Annotated in this window: 20 protein-coding genes and 4 pseudogenes; 16 read left to right on the top strand and 8 right to left on the bottom strand. The window is 69.8% G+C overall.

Annotation, left to right across the window (positions count from 1 at the left end):
* The first annotated feature begins 266 nt into the window (after nt 1-266).
* Both ACZ5WG_RS30140 and ACZ5WG_RS30135 read left to right on the top strand, forming a co-directional pair.
* On the top strand, nt 267-2,678 hold the full coding sequence (locus ACZ5WG_RS30140; RefSeq protein ID WP_468727305.1) for a PIG-L family deacetylase: 2,412 nt from the start codon (nt 267-269) through the stop codon (nt 2,676-2,678).
* Between the two features lie 252 nt (nt 2,679-2,930).
* Entirely contained in the window at nt 2,931-5,030 is a 2,100-nt protein-coding gene (locus tag ACZ5WG_RS30135) for a PIG-L family deacetylase (RefSeq protein ID WP_468727303.1), read from the top strand.
* A gap of 43 nt (nt 5,031-5,073) precedes the next feature.
* Here ACZ5WG_RS30135 and ACZ5WG_RS30130 read toward each other — a convergent pair whose 3' ends face one another.
* Both ACZ5WG_RS30130 and ACZ5WG_RS30125 read right to left on the bottom strand, forming a co-directional pair.
* Entirely contained in the window at nt 5,074-5,742 is a 669-nt protein-coding gene (locus ACZ5WG_RS30130; protein WP_468727301.1) for a histone deacetylase, read from the bottom strand.
* Nucleotides 5,743-5,828: 86 nt separating this feature from the next.
* Nucleotides 5,829-5,915: pseudogene (locus ACZ5WG_RS30125) on the bottom strand (glutamine synthetase); the annotation flags it as partial.
* Nucleotides 5,916-6,401: 486 nt separating this feature from the next.
* Between ACZ5WG_RS30125 and ACZ5WG_RS30120 the strand changes: the two are divergent.
* The 3 genes from ACZ5WG_RS30120 (at nt 6,402) to ACZ5WG_RS30110 (ending at nt 11,222) form a co-directional block, all read left to right on the top strand.
* The gene (locus ACZ5WG_RS30120; RefSeq protein WP_468727299.1) at nt 6,402-10,127 is read left to right on the top strand and encodes an NACHT domain-containing protein; all 3,726 of its coding nucleotides are present in this window, start codon (nt 6,402-6,404) and stop codon (nt 10,125-10,127) included.
* Nucleotides 10,128-10,205: 78 nt separating this feature from the next.
* The gene (locus ACZ5WG_RS30115) at nt 10,206-10,610 is read left to right on the top strand and encodes a GntR family transcriptional regulator (RefSeq protein WP_468727297.1); all 405 of its coding nucleotides are present in this window, start codon (nt 10,206-10,208) and stop codon (nt 10,608-10,610) included.
* Between the two features lie 48 nt (nt 10,611-10,658).
* The gene (locus ACZ5WG_RS30110; RefSeq protein ID WP_468727295.1) at nt 10,659-11,222 is read left to right on the top strand and encodes an HD domain-containing protein; all 564 of its coding nucleotides are present in this window, start codon (nt 10,659-10,661) and stop codon (nt 11,220-11,222) included.
* On the opposite strand, the gene ACZ5WG_RS30105 is transcribed toward ACZ5WG_RS30110, so the two are convergent.
* The 3 genes from ACZ5WG_RS30105 to ACZ5WG_RS30095 are packed head-to-tail and all read right to left on the bottom strand — an operon-like array spanning nt 11,215 to nt 12,431.
* Nucleotides 11,215-11,688, bottom strand: coding sequence for an NUDIX domain-containing protein (locus ACZ5WG_RS30105; protein WP_468727293.1), 474 nt, complete (start codon nt 11,686-11,688; stop codon nt 11,215-11,217). The two genes, ACZ5WG_RS30110 and ACZ5WG_RS30105, sit on opposite strands and share 8 nt — an antisense overlap.
* Nucleotides 11,685-11,885, bottom strand: coding sequence for a hypothetical protein (locus ACZ5WG_RS30100; RefSeq protein ID WP_468727292.1), 201 nt, complete (start codon nt 11,883-11,885; stop codon nt 11,685-11,687). Before ACZ5WG_RS30100 ends, ACZ5WG_RS30105 begins: the two co-directional genes overlap by 4 nt.
* 48 nt (nt 11,886-11,933) lie before the next feature.
* Complete coding sequence (locus ACZ5WG_RS30095) at nt 11,934-12,431, bottom strand: helix-turn-helix domain-containing protein (protein WP_468727290.1); 498 nt, start codon at nt 12,429-12,431, stop codon at nt 11,934-11,936.
* Between the two features lie 428 nt (nt 12,432-12,859).
* Here ACZ5WG_RS30095 and ACZ5WG_RS30090 point away from each other — a divergent pair.
* The 5 genes and pseudogenes from ACZ5WG_RS30090 to ACZ5WG_RS30070 all read left to right on the top strand — a co-directional run.
* Nucleotides 12,860-13,321 (top strand): annotated as a pseudogene (locus ACZ5WG_RS30090) (DNA methylase); the annotation flags it as partial.
* The gene (locus ACZ5WG_RS30085) at nt 13,318-14,166 is read left to right on the top strand and encodes a bifunctional DNA primase/polymerase (protein ID WP_468727289.1); all 849 of its coding nucleotides are present in this window, start codon (nt 13,318-13,320) and stop codon (nt 14,164-14,166) included. The pseudogene ACZ5WG_RS30090 and the gene ACZ5WG_RS30085, both read left to right, overlap by 4 nt.
* Nucleotides 14,167-14,338: 172 nt before the next feature.
* A complete protein-coding gene (locus tag ACZ5WG_RS30080) occupies nt 14,339-15,643 on the top strand; it encodes an ATP-binding protein (protein ID WP_468727286.1) in 1,305 nt (434 codons plus the stop codon).
* Nucleotides 15,644-16,078: 435 nt separating this feature from the next.
* Nucleotides 16,079-16,315 carry a helix-turn-helix transcriptional regulator gene (locus ACZ5WG_RS30075; protein WP_468727284.1) on the top strand — a complete coding sequence of 79 codons (237 nt, stop codon included), beginning with the start codon at nt 16,079-16,081 and terminating at the stop codon, nt 16,313-16,315.
* 69 nt (nt 16,316-16,384) lie between these two features.
* Nucleotides 16,385-17,631, top strand: a pseudogene (locus ACZ5WG_RS30070) (tyrosine-type recombinase/integrase).
* A 75-nt stretch (nt 17,632-17,706) separates the two neighbouring features.
* Here the strand turns inward: ACZ5WG_RS30070 and ACZ5WG_RS30065 are convergent.
* Nucleotides 17,707-19,068: a glutamine synthetase family protein gene (locus ACZ5WG_RS30065; protein ID WP_266667582.1), complete on the bottom strand. Its 1,362-nt coding sequence runs from the start codon at nt 19,066-19,068 to the stop codon at nt 17,707-17,709.
* A 218-nt stretch (nt 19,069-19,286) separates the two neighbouring features.
* On the opposite strand from ACZ5WG_RS30065, the gene ACZ5WG_RS30060 reads away from it, so the two are divergent.
* The 4 genes and pseudogenes from ACZ5WG_RS30060 to ACZ5WG_RS30045 all read left to right on the top strand — a co-directional run bounded on the left by ACZ5WG_RS30060 (nt 19,287) and on the right by ACZ5WG_RS30045 (nt 21,696).
* Complete coding sequence (locus tag ACZ5WG_RS30060; RefSeq protein ID WP_468727279.1) at nt 19,287-19,670, top strand: hypothetical protein; 384 nt, start codon at nt 19,287-19,289, stop codon at nt 19,668-19,670.
* A 72-nt stretch (nt 19,671-19,742) separates the two neighbouring features.
* On the top strand, nt 19,743-20,396 hold the full coding sequence (locus ACZ5WG_RS30055; RefSeq protein ID WP_468727278.1) for a DUF3105 domain-containing protein: 654 nt from the start codon (nt 19,743-19,745) through the stop codon (nt 20,394-20,396).
* Nucleotides 20,393-21,148, top strand: a pseudogene (locus ACZ5WG_RS30050) (DUF305 domain-containing protein); the annotation flags it as partial. The gene ACZ5WG_RS30055 and the pseudogene ACZ5WG_RS30050, both read left to right, overlap by 4 nt.
* 128 nt (nt 21,149-21,276) lie before the next feature.
* Complete coding sequence (locus ACZ5WG_RS30045) at nt 21,277-21,696, top strand: CBS domain-containing protein (protein ID WP_468727276.1); 420 nt, start codon at nt 21,277-21,279, stop codon at nt 21,694-21,696.
* On the opposite strand, the gene ACZ5WG_RS30040 is transcribed toward ACZ5WG_RS30045, so the two are convergent.
* Nucleotides 21,681-22,625 (bottom strand): alpha/beta fold hydrolase, encoded by a 945-nt coding sequence (locus tag ACZ5WG_RS30040; RefSeq protein ID WP_468727538.1) that lies wholly within the window; start codon nt 22,623-22,625, stop codon nt 21,681-21,683. The two genes, ACZ5WG_RS30045 and ACZ5WG_RS30040, sit on opposite strands and share 16 nt — an antisense overlap.
* An 8-nt stretch (nt 22,626-22,633) precedes the next feature.
* Nucleotides 22,634-23,344: a DUF998 domain-containing protein gene (locus ACZ5WG_RS30035; RefSeq protein WP_468727274.1), complete on the bottom strand. Its 711-nt coding sequence runs from the start codon at nt 23,342-23,344 to the stop codon at nt 22,634-22,636.
* A 71-nt stretch (nt 23,345-23,415) separates the two neighbouring features.
* On the opposite strand from ACZ5WG_RS30035, the gene ACZ5WG_RS30030 reads away from it, so the two are divergent.
* Nucleotides 23,416-23,946 carry a hypothetical protein gene (locus ACZ5WG_RS30030; RefSeq protein ID WP_468727271.1) on the top strand — a complete coding sequence of 177 codons (531 nt, stop codon included), beginning with the start codon at nt 23,416-23,418 and terminating at the stop codon, nt 23,944-23,946.
* Nucleotides 23,947-24,058: 112 nt separating this feature from the next.
* Nucleotides 24,059-25,696: a multicopper oxidase family protein gene (locus ACZ5WG_RS30025; protein WP_468727269.1), complete on the top strand. Its 1,638-nt coding sequence runs from the start codon at nt 24,059-24,061 to the stop codon at nt 25,694-25,696.
* Nucleotides 25,697-25,722: the final 26 nt, after the last annotated feature.

Raw genomic sequence — 25,722 nt, 5'->3', positions numbered from 1 at the left:
CGGGTTGGGGTCCGGCGGGCGGACCGTCGTGGCACCCGGCGGGCGGACCCGGCTGGGGCCCGGGGGGCGGACCGGATGGGGGCCCGCCCGCGGGACAGGGCTGGGACCCGTCGTGGTTCCCGCCCGGCGCAGCCGGATCTGACGTACCGTCCGCCGCACCGGGCAGCGGCGCCCGGCTGCACGCCGACCGGCAGCCGGCCCCCGACGGGCACCCCGGTCCGGCGGGCCCGGCCGACGCCTGGTCCGGCCGCCCCACCGGCGACGGCGTGTGCGCGCAGCCCGGCCCCGGCACACCCTCCGCCGGCCCGGCTCGGACCTGGGACGGCCCGGTCCCGCACGCCGCGCCCGGCGCCGAGACCGCCACCGCCACCGCCACCGGCACCGGCACCGGCACCGGCACCGGCCAACCCACCGGCCAACCCACCGGACGCGCTTCGCGCCGTCGCGACACCGGCCGGCCGTCCAGTCCCGGCAACCGCCGAACCGCCCGGCGTTCCCGTACCGCCGCCCCCGCGGACGCAGCCGGCGGCCGCCCGGCCGACGCCGGCTCGGGCGACGGGCGGGGCTCCCGCCGCGCCGGCAGCGCCGGCCCCTCGGGAGGCCGGGGGCGGCGTGGCGGGGGGCGGATCGTCAAGGGCGTGGGGCTCTGCGCCGCCATCGCCGCCTGCGGCGTGTTCGTACTGCGCGCCGGCGAGGCGCGCGACGGCGTCGCCGACAGGAAAGCCGCCCCCACGGCCACCGCCGACGCGCCCGACCCCGGTCGCGTGCTGCAGATCGTCGCCCACCCCGACGACGACCTGTACTTCATGAACCCGGACCTGCGGTACTCCATAGCCGCCGGCCACCCCGTCACCACGGTCTACCTCACCGCCGGCGAGGCGGACGGCATCAACGCCACCGAAGGCAAGCAGGCCTCCACCCCGCCCAACAAGCCCGCCTACGCCGAGGCCCGCCAGAACGGCATCCGCGCCGCCTACGCCAAGATGGCCACCGGCGACCGCAGCAGCGCCTGGAAGCGCACCGTCGTCCCCACCAAGGGCGGCGGCCACGCCGAGGTCGACGTCCTCGTCGCCAAGCCCGAGGTCAACCTCGTCTGGCTGCAGCTGCGCGAGGCCGGCACCGTCTACGACAGCGCCCCCGACAGCCTGCACGGCCTGTGGGACGGCAAGATATCCGCGCTCGGCGCCCAGCTCTCCTCCGGCACCCCCGTCAAACAGCGGTTCTCGTACTCGAAGCAGCAGGTCGTCCAGACGATCGCCGGCGTCCTCGAGCAGTACAGGCCGACCACCGTCCGCGCCCAGGACCCCACCCCCGGCCGGTTCTCCGACAAGCGGTACACCGACCACCAGGACCACTTCTACGGGGCCCGCTTCGTCCAGGCCGCCCTGGCCGCGTACGCGAAGGACGTCGACGCCAAGGACCGCCCGCACTTCGCGGTGCAGAACTACCTCGGCTACTCCAACGGCTCCCTGCCCAGCGCCCTGGACCCGGACGAGGCCAAGGCGAAGCTGGACGTCCTGGACACCTACGCCTGGCTGGACCGGCAGAACCACTGCGGCAGCGACGCCGGCTGCGGCGACCTCAAGGTGGCCGACCACCCCGCCGGCAACGGCTGGGCCTCCACCGTCAACTACGCCCGCGGAACCGGCACTTCCTGGCTGACCTCCGACAAGGAGCACGGCCTGTGGGCCTTCAAGGTGCTCGACGGCCAGGTCGCCGTCTGGCACCGGTCCGGTCCGATCGGCGCCTGGAGCGGGCCGCGCCTGCTGCCCGGCACCGGCATGGACCCGGGCATCTCCACCGTCACCCTGCCGGACGGGCGGATCGCCGCCTTCGGCACCCGTACCTCCTTCGGCGCGCGGCCGGCGGACTACCGGCGCGAGGTCGGGTACGTCGTCCAGAAGGGCCCGGGCACGGAGGAGTTCGGGGACTGGCAGTCGCTGGGCACGCCCGAGGGCGCCGACGAGAACTGGACCTCCGACATCAGCGCCCCCGCCGTCTCGGTCGACGGCACGGGCCAGTTGGCGGCGTACGTCCGCGACGGCGCATCCACCCTGCGCGGGCGGGTGCAGCTCGCGAACGGCACCTGGGGCCCGTGGGCGCAGTTCGGCGGCGCCGACCTGCACGGCACACCGGTCACCGCCACGGACGGCGCCGGGCGGCGCATGGTGTTCGCGGCCACCACCAAGTCGGTGCTGGGCTGGGCGGAGCCGAAGCCGGGCGCGCCGCTGGGACCGGCCACGCCCACGGGGCTGCCGGACACGACGCTCCCGCTCACCGCGGAGGGGCGCGAGGGCGGGGTGCGGCTGTGGTTCCGCAAGCCGGGGTCGGGCAACGTCCGTACCGCCCTGGTGACGGGCGACGGCGGGCTGAAGGTGAACCACCTCACCGACCTCGGCGGGCTCCAGGGCTTCGGCTCGCTGGCGGCGAGCGGGCACGTGCTGGCCGGCCGCTCGGCGGGCGGTCAGCTGGGCTCGGACCTCGGGTCGGGGCGGCCGTGGGAGCGGTCGCCGCTGATGTTCGTCGGGGCGCCGTCTTCCACGACGACCGGCAGGAACACGGTCAGCCTGGCGGTGGTGGGGCTCGACGCGCGGCTGTACGTGACCTCCTCGGCGGACGACGCGAACGCGCACCTGGCGCCGTGGCTGCCGGTGGGGCCGCGGAACGCGGGCCGCTGAGGCTCCTTCCTTCCCAGCGGACCAAGTGCGTCCACATCCTGGGCACTTACACCGGTCAAAAGGCCGCACGCCACAATCGCATCCGGTCGTTTTCGGAAAGCAGGAGTCATCGAGCACATCGGTGAACCAAGTCCCCCGATTTGGCCTCTCACTGACTGCACGACCGAACTGCCTGCATGACCGAACTGCCTGCACGACTGCACTGTCCGCTCCGCGGTTCTTCCGCCCGGAACGACCCCAAGGCGTGACCCGATGCCGATTGCCCGTCGCCGTTTCCTCCTCGCGGCCCTCCTTCCCGTACTCACCGTCGGTGCCACCGGCGTGCTCGCCGTCGCCACCGGCCAGCAGACGTCGGCCGAGGCCACCCAGGAACAGGGCACCGGGTCCCGTGCCGCCGCACTCCCGGCGAGCACCACGGCCGGATCGGTCGTCCAGGTCGTCGCCCACCCCGACGACGACCTGTTCTTCATGAACCCGGACCTCAGCCGGTCGCTGACGGCCGGACTCCAGCTCACCACCGTCTACCTGACCTCCGGCGAGGCCGACGGCCGCAACGAGGCCAACGGGGCCGGCGCCAAGGACCCGGAGCAGCCCGCCGACCGCGCCCACTACGCCGAGGCCCGGCAGAACGGCATCCGCTCCGCCTACGCCCAGATGGCCACCGGCGACCGCACCAGCGCATGGAAGCGCACGGTCATACCCACCGCGGGCGGCGGCCAGGCCGAGCTCGACGTGCTGATCGCCCGGCCGCAGGTCAACCTGGTCTGGCTGCAGCTGCGCGAGGCCCGCAACCCCACCGCGGAGAACCCGGACAGCCTGCGCGGCCTGTGGAACGGCAAGATATCCGCGCTCGGCGCCCAGCTCTCCTCCGGAAGCCCGGTCAAGCAGCCGTACACGTACACCAGGGACCAGGTGGTACAGGCGATAGCAGGGCTGCTCGGGGTCTACAAGCCGACGACGATACGCATGCAGGACCCGACGCCGGGCCGGTACCACGACACCGGCAAGTACACCGACCACCAGGACCACATGTACGGCGCCCGCTTCGTGCAGGCCGCCACCGCCGCGTACGCCGCCCAGGTCGGCGACCGCCCGCGGTTCTCGGTGCAGAACTACCTCGGCTACCACAACGGCACCCTCCCGCACGCCCTGGACCCGCAGACGGCCGAGACGAAGATCGGCTACCTCAAGACGTACGCCTGGCTCGACCACCAGAACTACTGCGGCAGCCCCTCCGGTTGCGGCGACCGCAAGGTCGCGAGCAGCCCCACCGGCCGCAACTGGGCCCAGTCGCTGCGCTACGCCCGCGCCGACACCACCTCGTGGCTGGTGGCGGGCGTCCCCGGCCGGCTCTACGCCTTCGCCGCCCTGGACGGCCGGATGGCCGTCTGGACCCGGCAGGACGGCCCGGCCGGCTGGACCGGCCCGGTCCTGCTCCCCGGCACCGGCATCGACCCGGGCGCGAGCACCGCCCGCCTCCCCGACGGCCGCATAGCGGTCCTCGCCACCCGTACGAGCTTCGGCTCGGCGCCCGCGGACTACCGGCGCGAGATCGTGTACGCCGTCCAGTCGGCGCCGGACGGCCCGTTCGGGGCGTGGCAGTCGCTCGGCACCCCCGAGGGGGCCGACGAGGAGGGCACCTCCGCCATCAGCGCGCCCTCTGCGGCCGTGGCCCCGGACGGCCGGCTGACCGTCTACGTCCGCGACTCGCGCCGCACGCTGCGCGCCCGCGAACAGCAGCCGGGCGGCGCCTTCGGCCCCTGGCAGCACCTGGGCGGCGAGGACCTGCAGAGCGACCCGGTGACGGCGGTCGACGCCGCCGGGCGGCGCCAGGTGTACGCGACCACCACCAAGTCGGTCCTGGCCTGGACCCAGCCGGCCCCCGGGGCCCCGCTCGAGGGACCGTTCCAGACGGGCCTGCCGGCCACCACGGTCCCGCTCTCGGCGGCCCCGGAGGGCGCGGGCATCCGCCTCTACTTCCGCCGCCCCGACTCGGGGGTCGTCCGTACGGCCCTGGTCACGGCGGGCTCCGGCAAGCCGCAGGTCTCGAGCGTCTCGGAGGCCGGCGGCCGGGCGGGCTACGGCGCGGTCGGCGTCGCGGGCCGCCTCCTGTCGGGCCGTGCGGACACGGGCACGGTCAGCACGACGGGCCTCGGCGGCCCGCCGGCGTGGACGGAATCGAAGATGCTCTTCGCCGGCGCCCCGGCCGGCATCCTCGAACCGGCGGGCGCGACGACGACGGCGGTCCTGGGCCTGGACGCCGAACTCCACATCACCACGACCCCGCCCGCCGCCCCGGACCCCGCGCACCCCTCCCGCACCACCTGGCACCGGGCGGTCCCCCCGGCGTAACCCCGCCGGTCACCGGTCACCGGTCACCGGTCGAGGCCGGAGGTCAGCAGCTCCCGGAAGCCAGCAGCTCCCGTACCTGCTCGGGCGTCCAGTGACCGGCGGCGCCCGGGCAGGCGGCCAGGTACTCGGCGATGTCCTGCTCCTCCCAGGGGCCGGACTCCAGGAGGCCGCCGGCGAGGTAGCGCAGGTACACGGCGGAGGGCGGGAGCACGTCGACCTCGCCCAGCGTCCACGGCGCGGTGAACGTCAGGACGGGGATGTCCTCGATCGTGCCGGGGCAGATCAGCGTCTCGTACCGCCCCGGCCCCAGTTCAGCGCGGCCGTGCCGCAGGGCCGCCGTGAGGTCGAGGTCCGCCCCGGGTTCGTCGCCCATCTCCTGCGCGGCGATGTCGGACACCTGGCCGACCGTCACCAGGTGCGCCCGCCCGCGCATCCGCCCGGGAGCCGTCGGGTCGTACAGCCCGCGGCCACCGCCCCACACTGCGGACTCCGTGGCGAAGTACAGGCGGCCCTGCAGCTCGACCGCGAGCGAGCGCTCCGGCGCCCGCCGGTCCCGGCAGCCCGGATAGGCACGCGCCGCGCCGACGGGGGTTCCCCCGGCGATGTACGCGGCCAGGCGGTCCATGTGCATGTTGGACCCGTAGGAGGCGTACCAGACCCGCTCGGGCACGGGCAGCGCCCCGTCGAGCGGCGTCGCGGTGTGCACGGTCATACGCGTGTCCTCGCACCTCGGGACCGACGGCATCGCGCCGCCGGCCCCGAGTGGTGTTCCGGCCCGGAAATGGCTCCGACCTGCCCTTACAGCACCGGGAGGTTCTTGCGCAGCTCGAAGGCCGTGACCTCCGAGCGGTACTCCTCCCACTCCTGCTTCTTGTTGCGCAGGAACTGAAGTGCCCCTCCCCCAGCCTGCGGCACCCCTGACTGACTGCAGGTCATCGACACGACAGGGGGTCGTCTACGGCCGTCGCCAGTTGCCCTCGGCCACCATCCGACGGCCCCAGGACGGCCCAGGTCCACCACCCGGCGGTGCAGGTGAGCGCCTCATTTAGGCGAGCACATCGTCTTCGCGACCGGTCCAAGCGAGCGTGATCCCGACACGCTCGCACAGAGCGACCCATCGCGACTCCGACGGCTCGCGCTCTACCCACAGATGCCAGCGTCAGAGACACTGTCAGCTCGCCTGTCAGCCGCCATCCGAGGTCGGAGTCAAGGTCACCGGCCTGCCGGAAACCCCGACGGACGGTGCCGTGCAGGTGTACTAGACAGCCCACGCAGGCATGACAGTTGACGGTCAGCCAGCCTGCTCTCGGGGTACCCTGACAACCTGGGCCGCGTCGCCAGCGGCGAAGAGGGCTGGAAGGCTAGACAGCATTGTCTACATATCACTACGAGCAACTCGATGATGAACGATTCCAGCACCTCTGCCAGGCCCTGCTAACACGAGAGTTTCCAGGGACGCAATGCTTTCCTGTCGGACAACGGGACGGCGGTCGCGACGCGATTCAGATCGTCGGAGCCCCCAAAGGAAAATACCGGATCTTCCAGGTCAAGTTCGTCAGAAATCCTTTCAGCATGAAGGATCCCCATAAATGGCTCGTTGAGACCATGGACGGGGAGACACCGGCGATTCGTACGCTTCTAGCCGAGAACCCGGGTGCGCTCGAATATATTCTGGTGACCAATGTCCCCGGCACGGCATTCCCGGAGTTTGGGTCAATTGACAAACTGAACGGTGCCCTAAATACAGATATGCCAGTGCCCATCCGCGCATGGTGGCGAGACGATCTAGATCGACGATGCGACGGCGCCTCGGATGTCAAATGGACTTACCCTGATATCCTGCGAGGGACTGACGTACTGCAGGCAATCGCCGCGTCAGTCGGTCCTGACCTGCAGGGTCGCAGGGCTGACGTGTTGCGAAGTTTCGCCATCGCTCAGTTCGATCAGGATAGCGAAGTTCGTTTCAAGCAGGTCGAGATAAGCAACGACATTCTCGGACTGTTCGTTGATGTTCCTGCGAAAATCCTCCCAAGGCAGGAGTCTGGCAAGCGCCGCATCGATCGCCGAAATGACAGCTACCTGCACGCCGAGCCGCCGCATGAGATCGGCCCCGACGGGGCAATCGAGCAGCCACGAGGGGCTGCCGACCTGCTCTTGAGTGAAGATCTAGCGGACTATAGCGATGTAGTAGTACTCGAAGGCGGCCCAGGGCAGGGGAAATCCACTCTGGCGCAGTACGTATGCCAGGTCCATCGGATGAAGATCCTCGGGGATGAAGGGTTTTCCCTTCTCCCCGAGAGGCATAGGCCACAGTTTGCACGTTTCCCCATCAAAGTGGACCTGCGCGAATATGCTACGTGGCTTTCCGGAAAGAATCCTTTCTCGCAGGATTCGCAGGAGTCTCGCCCTACCCACCTAAACCGATCGCTCGAATCGTTCATCAGTGCACTTATTGGCGAGCAATCCGGAGGTCTCACCTTCACTCCGGACGACCTATCAGTAATTGCTAGGTCTAGCTCGCTGCTTATTATGCTTGACGGGCTAGACGAAGTGGCCGAAGTAAAGCTTCGTAATGAAGTGGTCCGAGAGATCACGATTACAGCCAGGCGCCTTCGGGAATCTGCAACTAGCCTTCAGCTGCTGGTTACTACACGCCCGTCAGCGCTGGCAGAGGTATCCGATTTTCCGTCGAAATTTTTTCATCGATGGAAGCTCACCCGACTCGGGCGCCCACTCATTGAAGAGTATGCAGGCCGATGGGCCACGTCCCGAAAGCTCCCGCAGAAGGAAGCCTCTGAGCTTCGCCGCGTTCTGGCGGATAAGCTGGACCAGCCTCACATGCGTGACCTAGCACGCAATCCAATGCAGCTGGCGATTCTGCTCAGCGTTATCCATACACGAGGTAGCAGCCTCCCGGATAAACGCACCGCCCTGTATGACATCTACGTTGAGCTCTTCCTTGCTCGCGAGGCCGATAAAAGCGAAATCGTTAAAAAACGCCAAGAGATTCTAATCGATGTGCATCGCTACCTTGCCTGGGTGCTGCACAGCGAGGCAGAAACCGGCCGCACGCTCGGAAAGATTGACGCCTCTCGCCTTCGAGAGTTGATTAAGGAATACCTCATCTCTGAGGACCGTGACCCAGGCCTTGCGGATGAGCTCTTTACCGGGCTTGCGCAGCGAGTTGTATTCCTGGTCGGTGCAGTGGAAGGTCTCTTCGAGTTCGAGGTTCAACCTCTCCGGGAGTATTTTGCTGGTAGGTTCCTCTATGAAACGGCACCTTACAGCCCTGTTGGTAGCCCGCGAGCCGGCACCAAGGACGAGAGATTTGACGCCGTTGCGCGGAACACATACTGGCTAAACGTCACACGTTTTTACGCGGGATGCTTTAGTAAAGGTGAACTGCCCTCCCTAGTTGATAGGCTTGAGGTCCTCGCAACTGATGTCGACCTTGGGCTGACTTCCCACCCTCGGTCTCTGGCCGCGACTCTTGTCGCCGACTGGGTATTTAGCCAGAACGCGCGCAGCCTGAAAAAGGTAATCGATCTCATTCTTCGTAGAGATGGCGTCAGGTCCCTGCTCGGCGACGATCGCTATGGGCCTTCGGGAGAGGAACCTCTTGCCCTTCCTGACGGTTGCGGCCGGGAAGAGCTTCTCCAACGGTGCATGGAGGTGCTGCAAGCCTCACCTCCGCACGACATCCTGCGCGCAATCGCCCAGCTGGCCCAGCGGAATGGGTCATCCGTCGAGCTAAGCAAAGAGTGGGCTCTCGGGTTCGATACGCTCGATTCGATGGAAGCAGCATTGTCGTGGGTTCGCGTCGGCTACTTTCTTGGAGTTCTGCCGAAATTTTCAGCCGATTCCCTGAAAGGTCTATTCGAAAAATCGAACCTCGAAGTCGATCGCGAAACCACCTGGTTCCTCCTCGCGGCTGGGCGCGCCGACTACTTCCCGGCAGGCAGCGATCAGAGACTTGCAGCTCGCGACCTAATCATCAATGGTCGAATCCATGCGGTACGCGCCTCTGGTCGTTCGCCCGACCCTCTAAATCTTCTGTCTGCTGCAGTCAATCCCCTGATTCTACTTAACCCATATTATGACCGGTATGGAAATTTGGGTTCTGTCATGCAACGGCACGGTGGAGCCTCCTGGCCAACTGCATACACTGGCATTGTCTGTGACGAGGACGCCGCTATTCTGGAAGCCTTCCATCAACTGCTCCAGGGGACAAGGAAGGAGGCTATGCAGATCGGCGGCGGTTTTCAGCGCTACCTTGAGAAAATGGAGAGCGCGCTCGGCGGACGGTGGAGCGTTTGGAAGGCGGCGCTCGGCTGGCTACTTCACACGCCACGAGGTAACCGATCCGATTGGGCAGCAGTCGACCTTTTTGATGCGTCCATGCCCGTATCAACGAGGTTGGGATTTGCGCGCCATCAAGCAGGCGCTGCAAGTTGGTGGAGAAGTCAACTAAGCGACGCCGTTGGAGAAGAGCGCCACGTCTGGGTGCTGGCCGCGCTGTTGCTTTGCGGGCCTTCCACCCTGTCCAAGCTCTGTCCTGAAATGGACTCGGTGGTCGAACCAATGGACACCCCGGACGCGGAGCGCATGTTCCTGACCTTGGGAATGCTGCTTGCGCCTTCGCGTGGAAACGCACGCAGGGTCATTCCCCTCGAAACGATGCCCGACCGAATCAGCCCGCGCTTGGCCGCAATGCTCTGCCTTCCTATCGTAGGAACTACACAAATCCCCATCGTCAAGAGGTATATAAACGATTACCTAGGGGACGAGGCATCGATTCATGAGGTGATTTTCCAAGCTACGCTTATGGAAATGAATCAAGGCGTTATCGACTGGGCGAAATGCGTGGAAGTCGTCCGTCGGGCCTACCTGGCGAATGCGGATGTCTTTTTCGTCGGATACTTTAATGGGCTTACGGACATCCCGATTGATGTCGCACGGAAGGTCGCCACAAATGCGTCTTCTTACCCACACTCTCTGGTCAGGTTGGCTGAGGGGAGCGTAAAGAGAGATCTGGCCGCACGCACCGTTCCTCTGTCGCAAGTGGCAGCCAGCGCTTCATGGTTTGATGAAATTTGATGGGCTATCCAGAATTTTCAGACCAATGGCGCCAAGGAGCAATGCATGGCGAGCCCTAGCCCACGTGGGACGTATCAGGTGATCTCTCAGGTACTGCGCGAGCGGATCGCTGGTGGTGACTACGCCGACGGGTTGCCCTCTGAGGCGGAGATCGGGCGGGAGTTCGGCGTAGCGCGTACGACCGTGCGGCGTGCGTTGCGGGCCCTTGAAGAAGCGGGGACCATCAAGTCCGTGGCTGGCGTCGGACGGGCGGTGGCCGGGGGCGCCGAGTCTCCGCCGTACGAGCGGATCATGAATGATCTGCTGGGGCAGATTCAGCGTGGAGAGCTTCCCGCCGGCACCCGGCTGCCGAGCGAGGCGGCGCTCGCCGAGACGTACGCGGTCGCCCGTGGGACCGTGCGCCGAGCGGTGCGCGAGCTGGAGACCGCTGGGCATGTTGAGGCTCGGCACGGTGTGGGGCGGTTCGTTCGTTCCCCCTCTTGAGACCCGATGCTTGAGCTCTTAGTTCTGACTTTCTCGGAGGCGCTGGACATGCAGTTGGCCAAGTGGGCCCACGATCTCGCCGAGTCTCTGCTTGCGAAGGACCTGCCGCGGCGGTGGGCTCACTCGCAGCGGGTCTACAGGCAGGCCCTGACCCTGGCGCCTGCGCTCGGCTCCGACGCCGAGCTGTTGGCGGCCGCTGCCATCGCACACGACGTCGGGTATGCCGAGCGGGCGGTGGACACCGGTCAGCACATGATTGACGGCGCTCGGTACCTGCGGGACGTAGTGGGGGCCGACCCGCGGTTGTGCAGCATCGTCGCGTTCCATACATCCTCGCCCTGGGAAGCCTCCGAGCTCGGGTTGGCTGATGCTCTCGCTGAGTTCGGGCCGGCGGAACCCGAGCTGGTCGACGCCATCACTTACTGCGACCTCACCAGCAGCCCGGTCGGGGAACTGGTCGACCCAGCTCATCGGCTCGCCGAGGTGCTGGAGCGGTATGGGTCGGACCATGTCGTTTTCCGGGCCGTGTCCGCAGCACGGCCAGACCTGCTGGAGCGAGTGGACCGGGTCCGGGAGCGGCAGGCCGAGGCCCTGGCGGCTCGACTCAGCTGATTACGGGGATCGGCACGTCTCGGAAGCCCTCATCCAGGCGCTGGCGCGTGGCCGGGGAGATGTCCAGGTCATCAAGCTCCGACCGGGGCACCCACCGCACGGCAAACGACTCCGAGCTGACCTTGATCTCGCCGCCGACCGGCCTGGCCCGGAAGCAGAGGGAGAACTCCTGTCGGACCTCTCCGTCAGCGAAGGCGATGACGTGCCCGGGGTCCGTAAAGATGCCGACGAGTCCGACCACTTCAACGTGGATGCCGGTCTCCTCCAGGACTTCGCGCACGACGGTGCCCGCGATGTTCTCCCCAACCTCCTGAACTCCACCCGGCATGCCCCAACGGCCGTTGTCGGAGCGTCGTTCGAGGAGAACCTCGCCGGTGTCGTTCACGACGAATGCCGTCACCGCGGGCACGATGCTGTTGGCCTTGGGGGCGTTCGGGTCGTTGAAGTAGTCGGTGCGGCGGCTCATGAGGTCCTTTCGATGGGAGCTGCTTCGTCCCAGACCTTCTCGAAGCTTTGCTGATATGTCGCGGCCAGCTCGGCGCCCGCGACCCGACGAAGGTGGAGGACCGGGGTCAGGGGTGCGCTCACACCGTAGACCTGGGTGTTCACCAGCCATTCGTCGTCCGCGCGGTACAGGGAGTTGTGCAGCGTGGATCGGTGCATGCGGAACTCAATGCCTGCTACCCCCGTAGAGCGGGCGGTATAGCTTCATCACCTCCCGCACCTTGTAGGCCACGCCTTCGCCGATCTCTTCTTCCTGCCCGCGCCGCTGGACTTCCGGCTGTCCGGATCCCCCAGGAGGATGCGGGCCCGTACCCCGGCCGCCGCCTTCTGGCGGAGGAGTTGCGGCCAGCGCGGGTTCTCGGCAAGGAACACGCCGGCATGGACCAGCACCCCGATTTCCCGCTCGGCTCGACCGAAGAGCTGGAGCCACAGCTCGGGCGGGACGTAGGAGCGGTGTGGGTACACCTTGAGGACTTCGGCGTCGGCGGCGTCCTGACGCTGCCCTTCTGGGAGACCGTTCGGCCAGAGGTAGGTCTCGTCCTCGCTCAGGTAGGCGGCTATCGCGAGGCGATGGCGGCGGTACGGTGCCCGGCCTTGAGTGATCCACCGTTCCACAGTCTTCGGATCCACGCCGACGTGCTCGGCCATGACTTCGACGGTGACGCCGTGCGTGAGCATCGCCGACCGTAACCGCTCGTTTGCCATCCCAGCTCCCAGGGACGTCCAGGGACGTGGTGACTTCGTCCCGGAGCTCTGGGCCACTCTGATGTCACGCCCCAGGAGGGCTCGAAAGCAGCGAGGGACTTGACAGCCGCAATCGAGCGCTTCATCGTGAGATACACGTTCAAGCATGTATCCAATGGGGATCGGAGCTGGCTTCGGCTGCTCTGACCTGCACGGACGTGTGCCCGGAAGGCCTGAGAGGGCTCTAAGGAAGCACCAGCTCTTTGATAACTGAATGGGGATCATGCCGCCTCTCCTCGACCAAGTAGGCGGCCACGCGGAGTCTCCGCGTGAGGTACAGCGACACCCAGCCCTTCCGCGGCCCTGCTGGCCACGGCCGGTTGCCTCCCTCGTCCGTCTCGCGCGGGCGAGGTGTGGGGAGCTGGGGCTCCACCAGTCTCTGCCCGGCGGTGGGCACCAACCGGGCCCGCGGCTGGGGCGGCGAACACGTCGATCTCGTCGCCCCCACCCGCGAACTGCTGGACGCGTCCGGGCTGCCATATGTAATCGAGCAACCGGACGGCAAGGCCGACGTCCGCAAGGACATCACCCTGTGCGGCGAACAGTTCGGACTCGGCGTCCTGCGCCACCGGAACTTCGGGTTGTGCGGCTGGAGCACCGCCAAGCCCAAGCACGTCCGCCACCGCGGCTACGTACGAGGGTGGCGCCACGGCGAATACCGCGACGGGCCGTACGTCGCCGCGTACGGCGCCGGCGGGGGCAAGGCCACCGTGCCTGAGATGCAGCAGGCCATGGGTATCAACTGGACCGACGTCCGCGAGGAACTGACCGAGGCCATTCCGCCGGCCTACTCGGAGTGGCTCGGCCGCGCGTTCCTCGCCCGCACGATGTCCGGGGCGGTGGCCGCATGACCACGCTGACCGGTCACCTGGATACCGCGCTGTGGCTCGCCGGGCAGGGGCTGCCCGTGCTGCCGCTGAGGGAGGGCAAAGGCCCCATGGGTAACTGCCGCGCCTGCCGCAAGAACGCCTGCGGCGGCCGGCCGAACATGAAAACCCCCGGCCCCTGCGCCTGCCCGACGCCCTGCCACGCCTGGGCCGCCGCGACCACCGACCCGCACATCCTCACCTCCGCCGCGTGGGCCCCGGCCTGGCGGCAGGCCGCGGCCGTCGCCTACCACCCCGGCGGCGCCAGCCTCACCGTCGTCGACCTCGACAACGCCGACGCTATTGCCTGGGCACGCCAGCACCTGCCCGCCACCAAGACCGTGGCGACCACGCGCGGGGAGCACTGGATCTACCTCGGCACCATGACTTCCCCCAACGCCGTACGCCCCGGAGTCGACATCAAGTCGCTGATGTCCTACGCCCGATGGCTCGGCTCCGGCACCGGCACCATGGCGCCGCTCCCCGACGCCGTACAGGCCCTCGCCGCGAAGGAGCCCGCGGCGGTTCGGCCAGCGTCCCGCCCCGTGATTGCGGCGGCTCCGGTCGGCGGCGGGGAGTGCCCTCATCGTTCGCCAGCCTATCTGGAACGCGGCATCGCCCTGGCGGAGCAGCGGATCGAGGAGGCTCCGGAAGGCATTCACCGGACCGTGTTCCGGCTGTTCCTCGCGGTGCTGTCCGCGCACGGCCGGTGCGGCTGCCTCACCGACACGCACATCAAGCGCCTGTTCACCGCCGCTCAGGCCAAGGGCGAGTCCCTGCGGCACTGCGAGGACGCCTGGACCAACGCCCGCACCCAGCTGGGGATGTGACCGTGACCGACGCGACAAGACCCCGGCACGGCAGATCATCACCGACTACGCGCAAGCCCACTTCCGGTACTTCCGCACCACCGAAGGCACCGTCTACGCGCAGAAGAACAGCCACCCCGTCGCCCGCCCGATCCGCTCCCAGGGCACGACCGGCAGCCACCGGCAGGAACTCATGGTCGGCCTCTACAACGACGGCCACGGCTCCTTCAACGGCTCCGCCCTCAAGGAGGCACTGGACTTGATCGAAGCACTCGCCCTCAGCCAGGACGTACAAGCCACCCACATCCGCGTAGCGCCCGGATTCGACGGTGCGACCTGGCTCGACCTGGGCCGCGACGACGGGAAGTCCGTCCGCATCCACCCCACCGGCTGGGACATCCGCGTCCCCGACCCGCGAGAGGTGTGCTGGCGGCGCACCCAGCTCACCGGCGAACTCCCGATCCCCGAGAAGGACACCGACGGTAAGGGCATCGACGCTCTGCTGCGGCTGTGCAACTTCGCCAACGCCGAGAGCGAGTGCCTCGCCGTCGCGTGGCTGATCGGCTGCCTGGAGCCGTCCGTCCCCGTCCCCGCACCGTTCCTCACCGGCCCCCAAGGCGCCGGCAAGTCCACCGGCGGCAGGATGCTCGTGCGGATCATCGAGGGCATGACCGGTGACCTGCGCCGCGCCCCGAAGGACGAGGAGAACCTGATCACGGCCGTCGCCGCAGGATGGGTCTCCGCCCTCGACAACCTCTCCCACCTGCCGCCGGACCTGTCCGACCTGATGTGCTGCATCGTCACCGGCGCAGAGAGCATCAAGCGCGCCCTGTTCAGCGACGGGGACGTCTACCGCTCCCGCTACCGCCGCCCACTCCTGCTGACCGGCATCGACGTCGGCGTCATCCGACCCGACCTCGCCGAACGCCTCCTTCCCCTGCGGCTGGAGCGGCCGCGGGTGAGGCGTACGGAGGCGGAGCTGTGGGCGGAGTACGCGCAGGTGCTGCCCGTCATCCTCGGCTCCCTGCTGGACTTGGCCGTCAAGGTGCGGGCGACCGAGGCCGAGATTCCCACCGACCTACGGATGGCGGACTTCGCCCACCTCTGCGCCCAGCTCGACACCGCCACCGGCCTCGGCTCGCTGGGCGCCTACCGGGCCAGCCTCGACGACCTCAACGACGACGTGATCGAGGGCGACCTCCTCGCACAGACCGTCCTCAAGCACGCCGCCGGCCTCGGCCTCGGCGAGGAGGTCCGGATGACGTCGACCGAGTTGCTGCACGCCCTCACCCAGCTCTACACCGGAGACGACTTCCGCACCCTGCCCAAGGGCTGGCCCACCACCGGCAAAGTCCTCTCCGACCGCCTCAAGCGCCTCCAGCCCACCCTCGCCGCCCGCGGCGTCCTCGTCGACTGGGGCCGCACCAGCACCGCCCGCTACATCGAGATGACCCGACCGGCCGCCGCACCGCCCGGCCAGCAGCAGGCAGCATTCTGACCGGCGCCACCACGGCCCTGCGTTCAAGCAAGAAGAGCACCCGTCGTCCCGGGGTGGCGCGTGCTCCTCTTGCTGTTCCGGCGGCTTGCCGCCGCTGCGATAGACGTGCCGCGCAGCGGCCCCCTCATCGCGCTCGAAGACGCACCGCACCACTACAGACACCACCCCTCTCTTTTTCCTAAGAGAAGAGACTCTGCGTCACCCACGTCACCACAGCGCACGAAATAGCACGTGACCTGCGGCTACACCGGTGACGCAGACGGACAACGGCTACGTCATCGCGCGTCACCCGCGTCACTCCGGTGACGGTGACGCGGGCCGGTGACACACAGCCCAGCTACGACGTCATCGAAAGCCGCAGGTCAGACCAGCTGATGACCCAGACGACGCTATGACGCAGAAATCCGGACCTCGGACACACCCGCCGGAGGAGCAATGCCCGCCGAGAGTGACCCCCGCGCCATCCTGCGCGGCGGACTCCCCCACCGTTACCTCAACCCCGACGACGTCGCCGAGATCCTCGGCGTCCCGGTGGAGACCCTCTACCAGTGGCGCAAGAAGCGGACCGGCCCGCCCGGATTCCGCGTCGGCAAGCACACCCGCTACGACCCCGCCGACCTCTACGACTGGATCTCCGAGCAGAAGCGCAAGGACATCAGCCAAGCCGCTTAACCAACCCACCACCGCCGAGGGCGGGCCCACCTGGGCCCGCCCTCGGCGCTTGCTCAGAAAGGCCCACACGTGGCAGGCCACATCCAAGACCGGTGGTTCAAGACGGAGCAGGGACCCGACGGCAAGCCCCGTCGGATCAAGACCGACCGCCACGGCAGCGGGATGCGCTACCGCGCCCGGTTCATCGGACCGGACGGGACCGAGAAGTCGAAGCGCTTCCCCGACAGGCAGAAGCGGCTCGCTGAGAAGTGGCTGGCGCACATCGAGGCGGACATGTCCCGGGGGGAGTACATCGACCCCACCGCCGGCCGAATCACGTTCCGGGAGTACGGAGAGAAGTGGCTCTCGTCGCTGACGACAGACGTGACCACGCGGTCGTCTGTCGAAGTACAGATCCGCAAGCACGCGTTCCCGTACCTCGGCACGCGGCCACTCGACTCGTTCCGGCCGGAGCACATCCGTGACTGGCTCAGCGAGCTGGAGCAGGTCCTGCCGGTCTCCTCATACCGGCGCGTCATCTTCGCGAGCGTGTCTGCCGTACTCGCCGCCGCGGTGGACGACGAGTTGCTGGCGAAGAACCCGTGCAAGGCTCGTACGGTCCGGGCGCCCGCTCCGGTCGCTCCGCGGGTCAGGCCATGGACGCCCAAGCAGCTCTTCGCCATCCGGGCAGCGCTACCGAAGCGGTACCGGGCGATGGCCGATGCCGGCGGAGGGTTGGGACTCCGGCAGGGGGAGATCTTCGGTCTGCCCGACGACCCTGACGACTTCCGCGGTGAATGGCTCCGGGTGGCCAATCAGGTGAAGGTGGCGAACGGACACCTGGTGTTCGGTCCGCCTAAGCGGGAGAAGGAGCGGGATGTACCACTCCCCCGTCGCATCGGTCAGGTGCTGCGGGAGCACCGCGAGGAGTTCCCGCCGGTGGACGTGACGCTTCCCTGGCTGAAGCCGGACGGGCCGCTCGTCACCAAGCGGCTGCTGTTCTCCCTGTCGGGCGGGGGCGCGGTGCGGCGCACCGACTTCAACACCCGGGTGTGGAAGTTCGCCCTCGTGCAGGCTGGCGTCATCCCGGAGCCGCGGCCGCGCGTGAGCACGGGATGCACGCGCTCCGGCACTTCTACGCGTCCGTCTTGCTGGACTCCGGGGAGAACATCAAGGCGCTCAGCACGTACCTCGGACATGGCGACCCCGGGTTCACGCTCCGGGTGTACACGCACCTGATGCCGAGCAGCCACGAGCGCACCCTGCGGGCCGTAGATGAGGTCTACCGGGCCGCCGGTCCGGCGGCTGACGGCCCACAGACGGCCCAGGAGGGGTGAAACGGCCCCGGGCCGGCGGCTGAGTGCCGTCGGCCCGGGGTGCCGTGTGACTGGGGTACTACCTCTGACCTGCGGCTACAGGACAGGGAGGTTCTTGCGGAGTTCGAAGGCCGTGACCTCCGAGCGGTATTCCTCCCACTCCTGCTTCTTGTTGCGCAGGAAGAAGTCGAAGACGTGCTCGCCGAGGGTTTCGGCGACCAGTTCGCTGCGTTCCATCAGGGCGATGGCCTCGCCGAGGTTCTGCGGGAGGGGTTCGATGCCCATCGCCCGGCGTTCCGCGTCGGAGAGGGCCCAGACGTCGTCGTCGGCGCCCGCCGGGAGTTCGTAGCCCTCCTCGATGCCCTTGAGGCCCGCCGCGAGGAGCACGGCGTACGTCAGGTACGGGTTGGCGCCCGAGTCGATCGAGCGGACCTCGACCCGCGAGGAGCCCGTCTTGCCCGGCTTGTACATCGGGACCCGGATCAGGGCCGAGCGGTTGTTGTGGCCCCAGCAGATGTACGAGGGGGCCTCGCCGCCCGCGCCGGCGCTGCGGGAGGAGCCGCCCCAGATGCGCTTGTACGAGTTGACCCACTGGTTGGTGACCGCGGCCGTCTCCGCCGCGTGCTTCAGGAGGCCCGCGATGAAGGAGCGGCCGACCTTCGAGAGCTGGTACTCGGCGCCCGACTCGTAGAAGGCGTTGCGGTCCCCCTCGAAGAGGGAGAGGTGGGTGTGCATGCCCGAGCCGGGGTACTCGGAGAACGGCTTCGGCATGAAGGTGGCCTGGACGCCCTGTTCGAGCGCGACCTGCTTCATGACGAGGCGGAAGGTCATGATGTTGTCCGCCGTGGAGAGCGCGTCCGCGTAGCGGAGGTCGATCTCCTGCTGGCCCGGGGCGCCCTCGTGGTGGCTGAACTCCACCGAGATGCCCATGGATTCGAGCATGGTGATCGCCTGGCGGCGGAAGTCCATGCCGACGTTCTGCGGAGTGTGGTCGAAGTAGCCGGAGTTGTCCGCCGGTACCGGGCGGGTCCCGTCCAGCGGCTTGTCCTTCAGCAGGAAGAACTCGATCTCGGGGTGGGTGTAGAAGGTGAAGCCCAGGTCGGAGGTCTTGTTCAGGATGCGCTTGAGGACGTACCGCGGGTCCGCGAAGGACGGCGACCCGTCCGGCATCAGGATGTCGCAGAACATCCGGGCGGTCCCGGGGGCCTCGGCGCGCCACGGCAGTATCTGGAACGTGCTGGGGTCCGGCTTGGCGATCATGTCGGATTCGTAGACCCGCGCGAAGCCCTCGATGGCCGATCCGTCGAAACCGATGCCCTCGTCGAAGGCCTGCTCCAGCTCGGCGGGGGCGACCGCGACGGACTTCAGGAAGCCCAGTACGTCGGTGAACCACAGGCGCACGAACCGGATGTCGCGCTCCTCGAGCGTCCGGAGGACGAATTCCTGCTGCTTGTCCATGCCTTCATCCTCGCAGTTCAGACGGCCTGTGCACCACCTCCCCCGAGGGCGGGGGCACAGTCGGGCGGGCCCAGTATCGCCAGCCGCGGTTTCCGCCACATTACGCACCTCTGAAACCTCGTGGCACCCCCGCACTGACCTCGGGCCCGTCATGAGCATTACCATCTGCGCCCATGGGGGGCTGGGAGCACATGCGGCACGGGCGCGCAGGGCGTCGGATGCCCCGGCGTGCCGTCATCGCGGTCGCCCTCTGCGTGCTGCTCGGAGCGCTGTTCCTGTGTGTACGGCCGGGCGAGCCGCACGCCGTCACCGCCGTGTCCGTCGCGGCCGCCCCGACCGCCCCGACCGGCGTGTCCGCCCTACGGGGGCCCGCGGGCGGGCACGGGACGCGCGCCGTCTGCGTGTCCCCCGACGTGCCGCCCGGCTGCTCCCCCTTCTCGCACGTGGCCCCCGGCGTACTGCCCGCCCCGCCGCCCGCCGTGACCGTGGCGGGCTCCGCCCCGGATCCCGTCGGGCGCGCCGCCGACGGCAGGCCGGCCCGGCCGCACGGGACGCTCGCCCGGGCTCCCGACCTGCATGCCCTCCAAGTGCTGCGGACCTGACGGGTCCGGGCGCCGTACCGCGCTCCACCGGATCCATCCCTCCACCCCCCTCAGCAGAAGGATTCAGGGCACATGGCCAGCAGGACCCCGTACGACAGCAACTCCCCCCAGGCCCGCATAGCCGAGATGCGCCGCGCCGAGCGGGCCCGCGACCGGCGCAACGCGGCCATCGCGATCACGGTCTCGGTGGCCGTCGCCGCCGGGCTCATCGGCTTCGGCGCGTGGGTGCTGATCGACAAGCAGGAGAAGAAGGACGCCGCGGCGGCGGCCCGCAAGGCCCCGGTGAACGGCGAGCAGACCTGGGACGCGAAGGCGCTGGGCCGCAACCACGTCGACACCCCGGTGAAGTACCCGATGAACCCGCCGGTCGGCGGCGACCACAGCCCCCGCTGGATGAACTGCAACGGCGACGTCTACAAGAACCCGGTCCCCGAGGTCAACGCCGTCCACTCGCTGGAGCACGGCGCGGTCTGGGTGACGTACAACGAGAAGGCCGCCAAGGGCGACCTCGACGCGCTCGCCGGGACCGTGTCCAAGACCCCGTACACGCTGATGAGCCCGGTCAAGGAGCAGGCCGGCACGATCATGCTGAGCGCCTGGGGCAAGCAGCTGACGGTGGACAAGGCGGACGACCCCCGCGTCGCGCAGTTCTTCACCAAGTACGTGCAGGGCCCGCAGACCCCGGAGCCGGGCGCGGCCTGCACGAGCGGGCTGGCCGAGAAGTGACCCGTACGTACTGGGCGGCCGGGAGCGCCGTCCTGCTCGCGCTGCTGTTCGCGGCGGCGGCCACGGTCACCGCCGCGAGCGGCAGCGACGGCGACGGTACGTCGGCCCGCGCGCCGGGCCTCTACTCACCGGACGCGGGCTTCGCGCGGGACATGGCCGTGCACCACCAGCAGGCGGTGGAGATGTCGTTCATCGTGCGGGACCGCACCAAGGACGAGCCCGTGCGCGGGCTCGCGTACGACATCGCCAACACGCAGGCCAACCAGCGGGGCATGCTGCTGGGCTGGCTGGACCTGTGGGGGCTGCCGAAGGTGGTGGCCGACGAGCCGCCGATGTCCTGGATGGGGTCCGCCGACCAGCACGGCGGCCACCCGGGGCACGACACGGGCGGGCACGACACGGGCGGCCACGACACGAGCGGGCAGGCCCCAGCCGGGCACGAATCGGCCGGCCACGACACGGCCGGGCACGACATGGGCGGTGTCGCCGCCAAGCCCGGCGCGCTCATGGCCGGCATGGCCACCAAGGAGGAGCTCGCGCAGCTCGGCGCCGCCGAGGGCCGTGATGCGGAGGTGCTCTACCTCCAGCTGATGACCGACCACCACAAGGGCGGGGTCGCGATGGCCCGGGGCTGCGCGGCCCAGTGCAAGACCCCCGCCGAGCGGGATCTGGCCCGGGGCATGGTCGAGGCGCAGCAGTCGGAGCTCACCCTCATGGCGGACATGCTGAAACAGCGCGGAGCTGCGCCGCGCGGGCGACGGGCCACGCCCGTACGGTGGTGGGAGGGCGCCCTCATCAGGCCCTTCCCCCACCGGCCTCCGGAGGGTGCCGAGGCGGGCGCATCCGCGCCCGGCCGCATCGGCATTCAGGGAGGTAAGCAATGACCACCGCGGCAGACATCATGCACCCCGGGGCCCAGTGGATCCCCGCCACCGCGACTCTGGACAAGGCCGCTCAGCTGATGAGCCGGCTCAATGTGGGCGCCCTGCCCATCAGCGACGCCGCCGAGCGGCTCTGCGGCATCATCACCGACCGCGACATCGTCGTGAACTGTGTGGCCCAGGGTCTGAACCCGTCCGAGATGACCTGCGGTGACATGGCCCAGGGCACCCCGCGCTGGATCGACGCGGGCGCGGACGTCACCGACGTGCTGGACGAGATGGAGAGCCACCGGATCAAGCGGCTTCCGGTCATCAAGGACAAGAAGCTGGTCGGCATGATCAGCGAGGCCGACCTGGCCCAGCACCTCGACGAACACCAGCTGGCCGGCTTCGTGGAGAAGGTCTACGCGAGCCACTGACCCGGCCGATCCGGCCCATCCGGCCGATCCGCCCCGCCCGGCTCCCGTGCTGCAGCGTCCAGGATCGCCCGTGCCACCCGGCCCGGGCGGTCCAGCATGACCAGGTGCCCCGCCGGTTCGGCGACCTCGAAGCGGGCGCCGAGCCGGTCGGCCAGCTCCGCCTGGCGCTCACACCAGCGCAGGGCCCCCCGCCCGGCCGAGCCGTCGTACCCCGTGAGGACGGTGACGGGCACGGCCGGCGGGCGCCCGGTCCGCAGCGCGAGGACCTCGGCGGCGGTGTCGGGGTAGCCGGAGTTCTCCAGCAGGGCGCCGCGCCAGACCCGGCCGGTGCGGTAGCAGCGGCGTACGAGGTCCGGGGCGGCTGGGTCGCAGCCGCCGGTGCGGGAGGCCCGTACGGCAGCGCGGCGGGCGAGCGGACCCAGCGCGGCGGGCAGCCCGGCGGCGGTCAGGGCCTGGCCGAGCAGGCGGGCGGCGCCGGTGCGCAGCCCGGCGGGCCAGACCGTACGGGGGTCCTCCTCGATGCTGGTGTCGACGAGGACCAGCGCGGCGGTGCGCTCGGGGTACAGGCGGGCGAAGGCCTCGGCGTGGAACCCGGCGATCGAGTGCCCGGCGACGGTGACCGGGCCGGGCAGGCCCAGCGCGTCGAGCAGCCCGGCGATGCGGCGGGCCTCCCCGGCGGCGGTCGCCGGGGCGGTGGCGGGGGCGCTCAGCCCGTGCCCGGGGCGGTCGAAGCGGACCACGGTGCGGCCCTGCGCGACGAGCAGCGCGGCGACGGGGTCCCAGTCGAACCAGGCCATGGCGAGCCCGGCGCTCAGCACCACGGGCGGGCCGCTGCCCTCCACGAGGACGTGCAGCGGGACGCCGTCCACCCGTACGAAACGGCCGGTCCGGGCGGTTACGTTGCCGTGCGCGGTCGTGCGCGGTGTCATGTCCGGTGTCATGTGCGGCGCTCCTTGTGGACCGAGTACGCGAGCAGGCCCAGCCAGAACGCCACGAACAGCACTTGCAGCCGCTGCCCGGCGCCGAGCGCCCAGGTCCCGCGCCCGGCGGTGAACAGCGCGATGGCGGACAGGGTCCAGGCGGTGGCGAGCAGCTCCAGCCCGACCAGGACGGGCCCGTAGCGGGCGAGCGGGGCGAGCCGGCCGTAGCGGCGGGCGGCGACGGTGAGGGCGACTATCCCGATGAGGGCGCCGGTCATGGCGAGGCTGCTGCTGACGGCGTGCGCCTGATGGGTGGCCGGGACCAGGCCGGCGGTCTCCCGGGCGGCGCACACGGGGTCCACGGTGGGTGTGCAGCTCAGCGGGAGCCAGGCGTCGGCGGCGGTGGCCGCGCCGAAGAGGGTGACGCCGGCCCAGCCCACGACCGACCAGGGGCGCCGGGATCCGTCGCGGCGCAGCAGCCCGGCCAGGGCCAGCAGGCCGCCGGCGAAGGCGAGCAGGCCTGCGGTGAAGTCGGTGGCCCGGAACAGGCCGCCGAGCGGCTGGTCCTGGGCGGCGAGCTCGCTGACGTACGTCTCGATGGGGTTCAGGCCGGTCGAGAGGACGACTTCGAGCACCCATGCGGTGTACGCGGCGGCGCCCAGGCCGATGAGGAGGGCGACCGGCCACGCACTGTTCGCGAAGAGCCCCTTTTCGGCTTTTGTGGACATACTGCGCATCATCCTCAACACGGCGGACCCGGTCCTACGATCAGATACCCACCCGGGGTAGGGTTCCGCCCATGACGCGCCCTGCCCTGCGCACCGACCGGCGAGCGGCCCGGTGGCCCCGGCTGCTGCTGCTCGCTGCGCTGCTCCTGGGCATCGTCACCATGCACACCCTGGGCCATCCGAGTCGGTCCCACACCATGGAGGACGCGGCTCCGGCCGTCGCCGTTGCCCCGGCCGGGCGTGCCGCCGACCACACGCCGGGCCACGCACCGGGCCACGCGTCCGCCGGCAGGGCGGACACAGGGGTGGACACGGGCGCGGGCATGGTCACCGGCGCGGGCACGGTCACCGTCCCGGCGCATGCTTCCCACGACCGGGGGCCCGCCGCCGAGGCCCCGCCGCCCGGCTCCGGTATGGACCCCATGTCGGTGTGCCTGGCCGTACTCGGCGGACTCACCCTGCTGATCCTGGGCGCCGGACCGGCCGGCCTCCGTGACGCCGCGCCGCTCGGGGGCGCGGCCCGCGGGCCGGGCCGGTCCGGCGGGCCGGACCCGCCCTCGCCCCGCGAACTCCTCACGAGGCTGGCGGTACTGCGCGTATAGCGACGGGCCCGCTGCCGCCCCCGCATGCCCGCACGCGCCCCGCGCGCCGGGCCGGAGCGGCGGCAGCAGACGGCGCCCATCTGCTCGTACGACCACACCACGAGGTGCTTCCATGCGCTCTCTTCCCAGCCGCCCCAACCGTCCCAACCGTCCCACCCGCCGCGCCGTTCTCGGCGCCTCCGCCGCCCTCGCCGGTTCGGCGCTGCTCGCCGCCTGCTCCGACGGTCCCGACGGCTCCGGCCCGGACCACGGCTCCATGAACCACGGCGGCTCCTCCCCCGCCGCCTCGCCGGGCGGCTACGTCGACCCCGCCGGGCCCGAGGTCCAGGCCGCCGAGGCGGCCCGCAAGGCCACCGGACCGGTCTCCGAGGTCAAGCTGACTGCCACCGCCACCCCGCTCGACCTGGGCGGCGGGCTCACCGTCCGCTCCTGGGCGTACGGGGACCGGCTGCCCGGCCAGGAGGTCCGGGTCACCGCGGGCGGCACCCTCGCCCTGACCCTGGCCAACAACCTCCCGCAGGCCACCTCCCTGCACTGGCACGGGCTCGCCCTGCGCAACGACATGGACGGGGTCCCGGGCCTGACCCAGCGGGACATCGCGCCGGGCGGGTCCTTCACGTACAGGTTCGCCGTCCCGAACCCGGGGACGTACTGGTTCCACCCGCACTCGGGCGTCCAGCAGGACCGCGGCCTGTACGCCCCGCTCATCGTCGAGGACCCGAAGGAGCCCCTCTCGTACGACAAGGAGTGGGTGGTGGTCCTGGACGACTGGGTCGACGGAGTGGACGGCTCCACCCCCGACGCGGTCCTGGCCGAACTCCGCAAGGGCATGGACATGCGGTCGGGCGGCGGGCACGCGGGCCACGGCGGCGCGGCCTCGCAGACCCCGGCCGGCGGCGGGCCCTCGCGTCTGCTCATGGGCGGGGAGAGCGACGTCCTCGGCAAGGACCCGGGCGATGTCGCGTACCCGCACTACCTGGTCAACGGCCGGACGGCGCAGGACCCGTCGGTCTTCACGGCCAAGCCCGGTGACCGGATCCGGCTGCGGATCGTCAACGCGGGCGGGGACACCGCCTTCCGGATCGCCCTCGGCGGCCACGAGCTGACGGTCACCCACACCGACGGCTACCCGGTGGAGCACGCGAAGACCGGCTCGCTGCTGCTCGGCATGGGCGAGCGGTACGACGTACTGGTCACGGCGCAGGACGGGGTGTTCCCGCTGACCGCGCTCGCCGAGGGCAAGGAGGGCAAGGGCGGGCCGGCATCCGCGCTCGCCCTGCTGCGCACGGGGGCGGGGGCGGCGCCCACCGCCGCGACGCGGCCCGCCGAGCTGGCCGGAAAGCCGCTGACGGCGGACCGGCTGCGCGCCGCCGAGCCCGCCGTACTCGCCGCCCGCGAGCCGGACCGCACGATCGGGATCAAGTTGACCGGGGGGATGGAGAAGTACGACTGGGCCTTCGACGGCAAGCCGTACACGGCCGACCAGCGGCACCCGGTGAAGGCGGGCGAGCGGGTCCGGCTGGAGTTCAACAACTCGACAACGATGTGGCACCCGCTGCACCTGCACGGGCACACCTTCGCGCTCGGCGGCGGCCGGGGCGGCGCACGCAAGGACACCGCGCTGATCCTGCCGAACGGGACGCTGACGGTGGACTTCGACGCCGACAACCCCGGTCTGTGGATGGTGCATTGCCACAACGTGTACCACGCGGAGGCCGGGATGATGACGGTGCTCGGGTACCGGCGGTAGCCCCTCCGCGGGGTTCGGCCCCCCGG

It is taken from the genome of Streptomyces sp. NPDC032745 (assembly GCF_055579465.1).
Note: the sequence above shows the minus strand (reverse complement) of the source record. Positions and strands in the feature narration are given on the sequence as shown.

Excerpts from the sequence above, each read along its gene's own strand:
- ACZ5WG_RS30135 (WP_468727303.1), top strand. The coding sequence starts at position 2,931 with ATGCCGATTGCCCGTCGCCGTTTCCTCCTCGCGGCCCTCCTTCCCGTA.
- ACZ5WG_RS30130 (WP_468727301.1), bottom strand. The coding sequence starts at position 5,742 with ATGACCGTGCACACCGCGACGCCGCTCGACGGGGCGCTGCCCGTGCCC.
- ACZ5WG_RS30110 (WP_468727295.1), top strand. The coding sequence starts at position 10,659 with ATGCAGTTGGCCAAGTGGGCCCACGATCTCGCCGAGTCTCTGCTTGCG.
- ACZ5WG_RS30105 (WP_468727293.1), bottom strand. The coding sequence starts at position 11,688 with ATGAGCCGCCGCACCGACTACTTCAACGACCCGAACGCCCCCAAGGCC.
- ACZ5WG_RS30100 (WP_468727292.1), bottom strand. The coding sequence starts at position 11,885 with ATGCACCGATCCACGCTGCACAACTCCCTGTACCGCGCGGACGACGAA.
- ACZ5WG_RS30095 (WP_468727290.1), bottom strand. The coding sequence starts at position 12,431 with ATGGCAAACGAGCGGTTACGGTCGGCGATGCTCACGCACGGCGTCACC.
- ACZ5WG_RS30085 (WP_468727289.1), top strand. The coding sequence starts at position 13,318 with ATGACCACGCTGACCGGTCACCTGGATACCGCGCTGTGGCTCGCCGGG.
- ACZ5WG_RS30080 (WP_468727286.1), top strand. The coding sequence starts at position 14,339 with ATGGTCGGCCTCTACAACGACGGCCACGGCTCCTTCAACGGCTCCGCC.
- ACZ5WG_RS30075 (WP_468727284.1), top strand. The coding sequence starts at position 16,079 with ATGCCCGCCGAGAGTGACCCCCGCGCCATCCTGCGCGGCGGACTCCCC.
- ACZ5WG_RS30065 (WP_266667582.1), bottom strand. The coding sequence starts at position 19,068 with ATGGACAAGCAGCAGGAATTCGTCCTCCGGACGCTCGAGGAGCGCGAC.
- ACZ5WG_RS30060 (WP_468727279.1), top strand. The coding sequence starts at position 19,287 with ATGCCCCGGCGTGCCGTCATCGCGGTCGCCCTCTGCGTGCTGCTCGGA.
- ACZ5WG_RS30055 (WP_468727278.1), top strand. The coding sequence starts at position 19,743 with ATGGCCAGCAGGACCCCGTACGACAGCAACTCCCCCCAGGCCCGCATA.
- ACZ5WG_RS30045 (WP_468727276.1), top strand. The coding sequence starts at position 21,277 with ATGACCACCGCGGCAGACATCATGCACCCCGGGGCCCAGTGGATCCCC.
- ACZ5WG_RS30040 (WP_468727538.1), bottom strand. The coding sequence starts at position 22,625 with ATGACACCGCGCACGACCGCGCACGGCAACGTAACCGCCCGGACCGGC.
- ACZ5WG_RS30035 (WP_468727274.1), bottom strand. The coding sequence starts at position 23,344 with ATGTCCACAAAAGCCGAAAAGGGGCTCTTCGCGAACAGTGCGTGGCCG.
- ACZ5WG_RS30030 (WP_468727271.1), top strand. The coding sequence starts at position 23,416 with ATGACGCGCCCTGCCCTGCGCACCGACCGGCGAGCGGCCCGGTGGCCC.
- ACZ5WG_RS30025 (WP_468727269.1), top strand. The coding sequence starts at position 24,059 with ATGCGCTCTCTTCCCAGCCGCCCCAACCGTCCCAACCGTCCCACCCGC.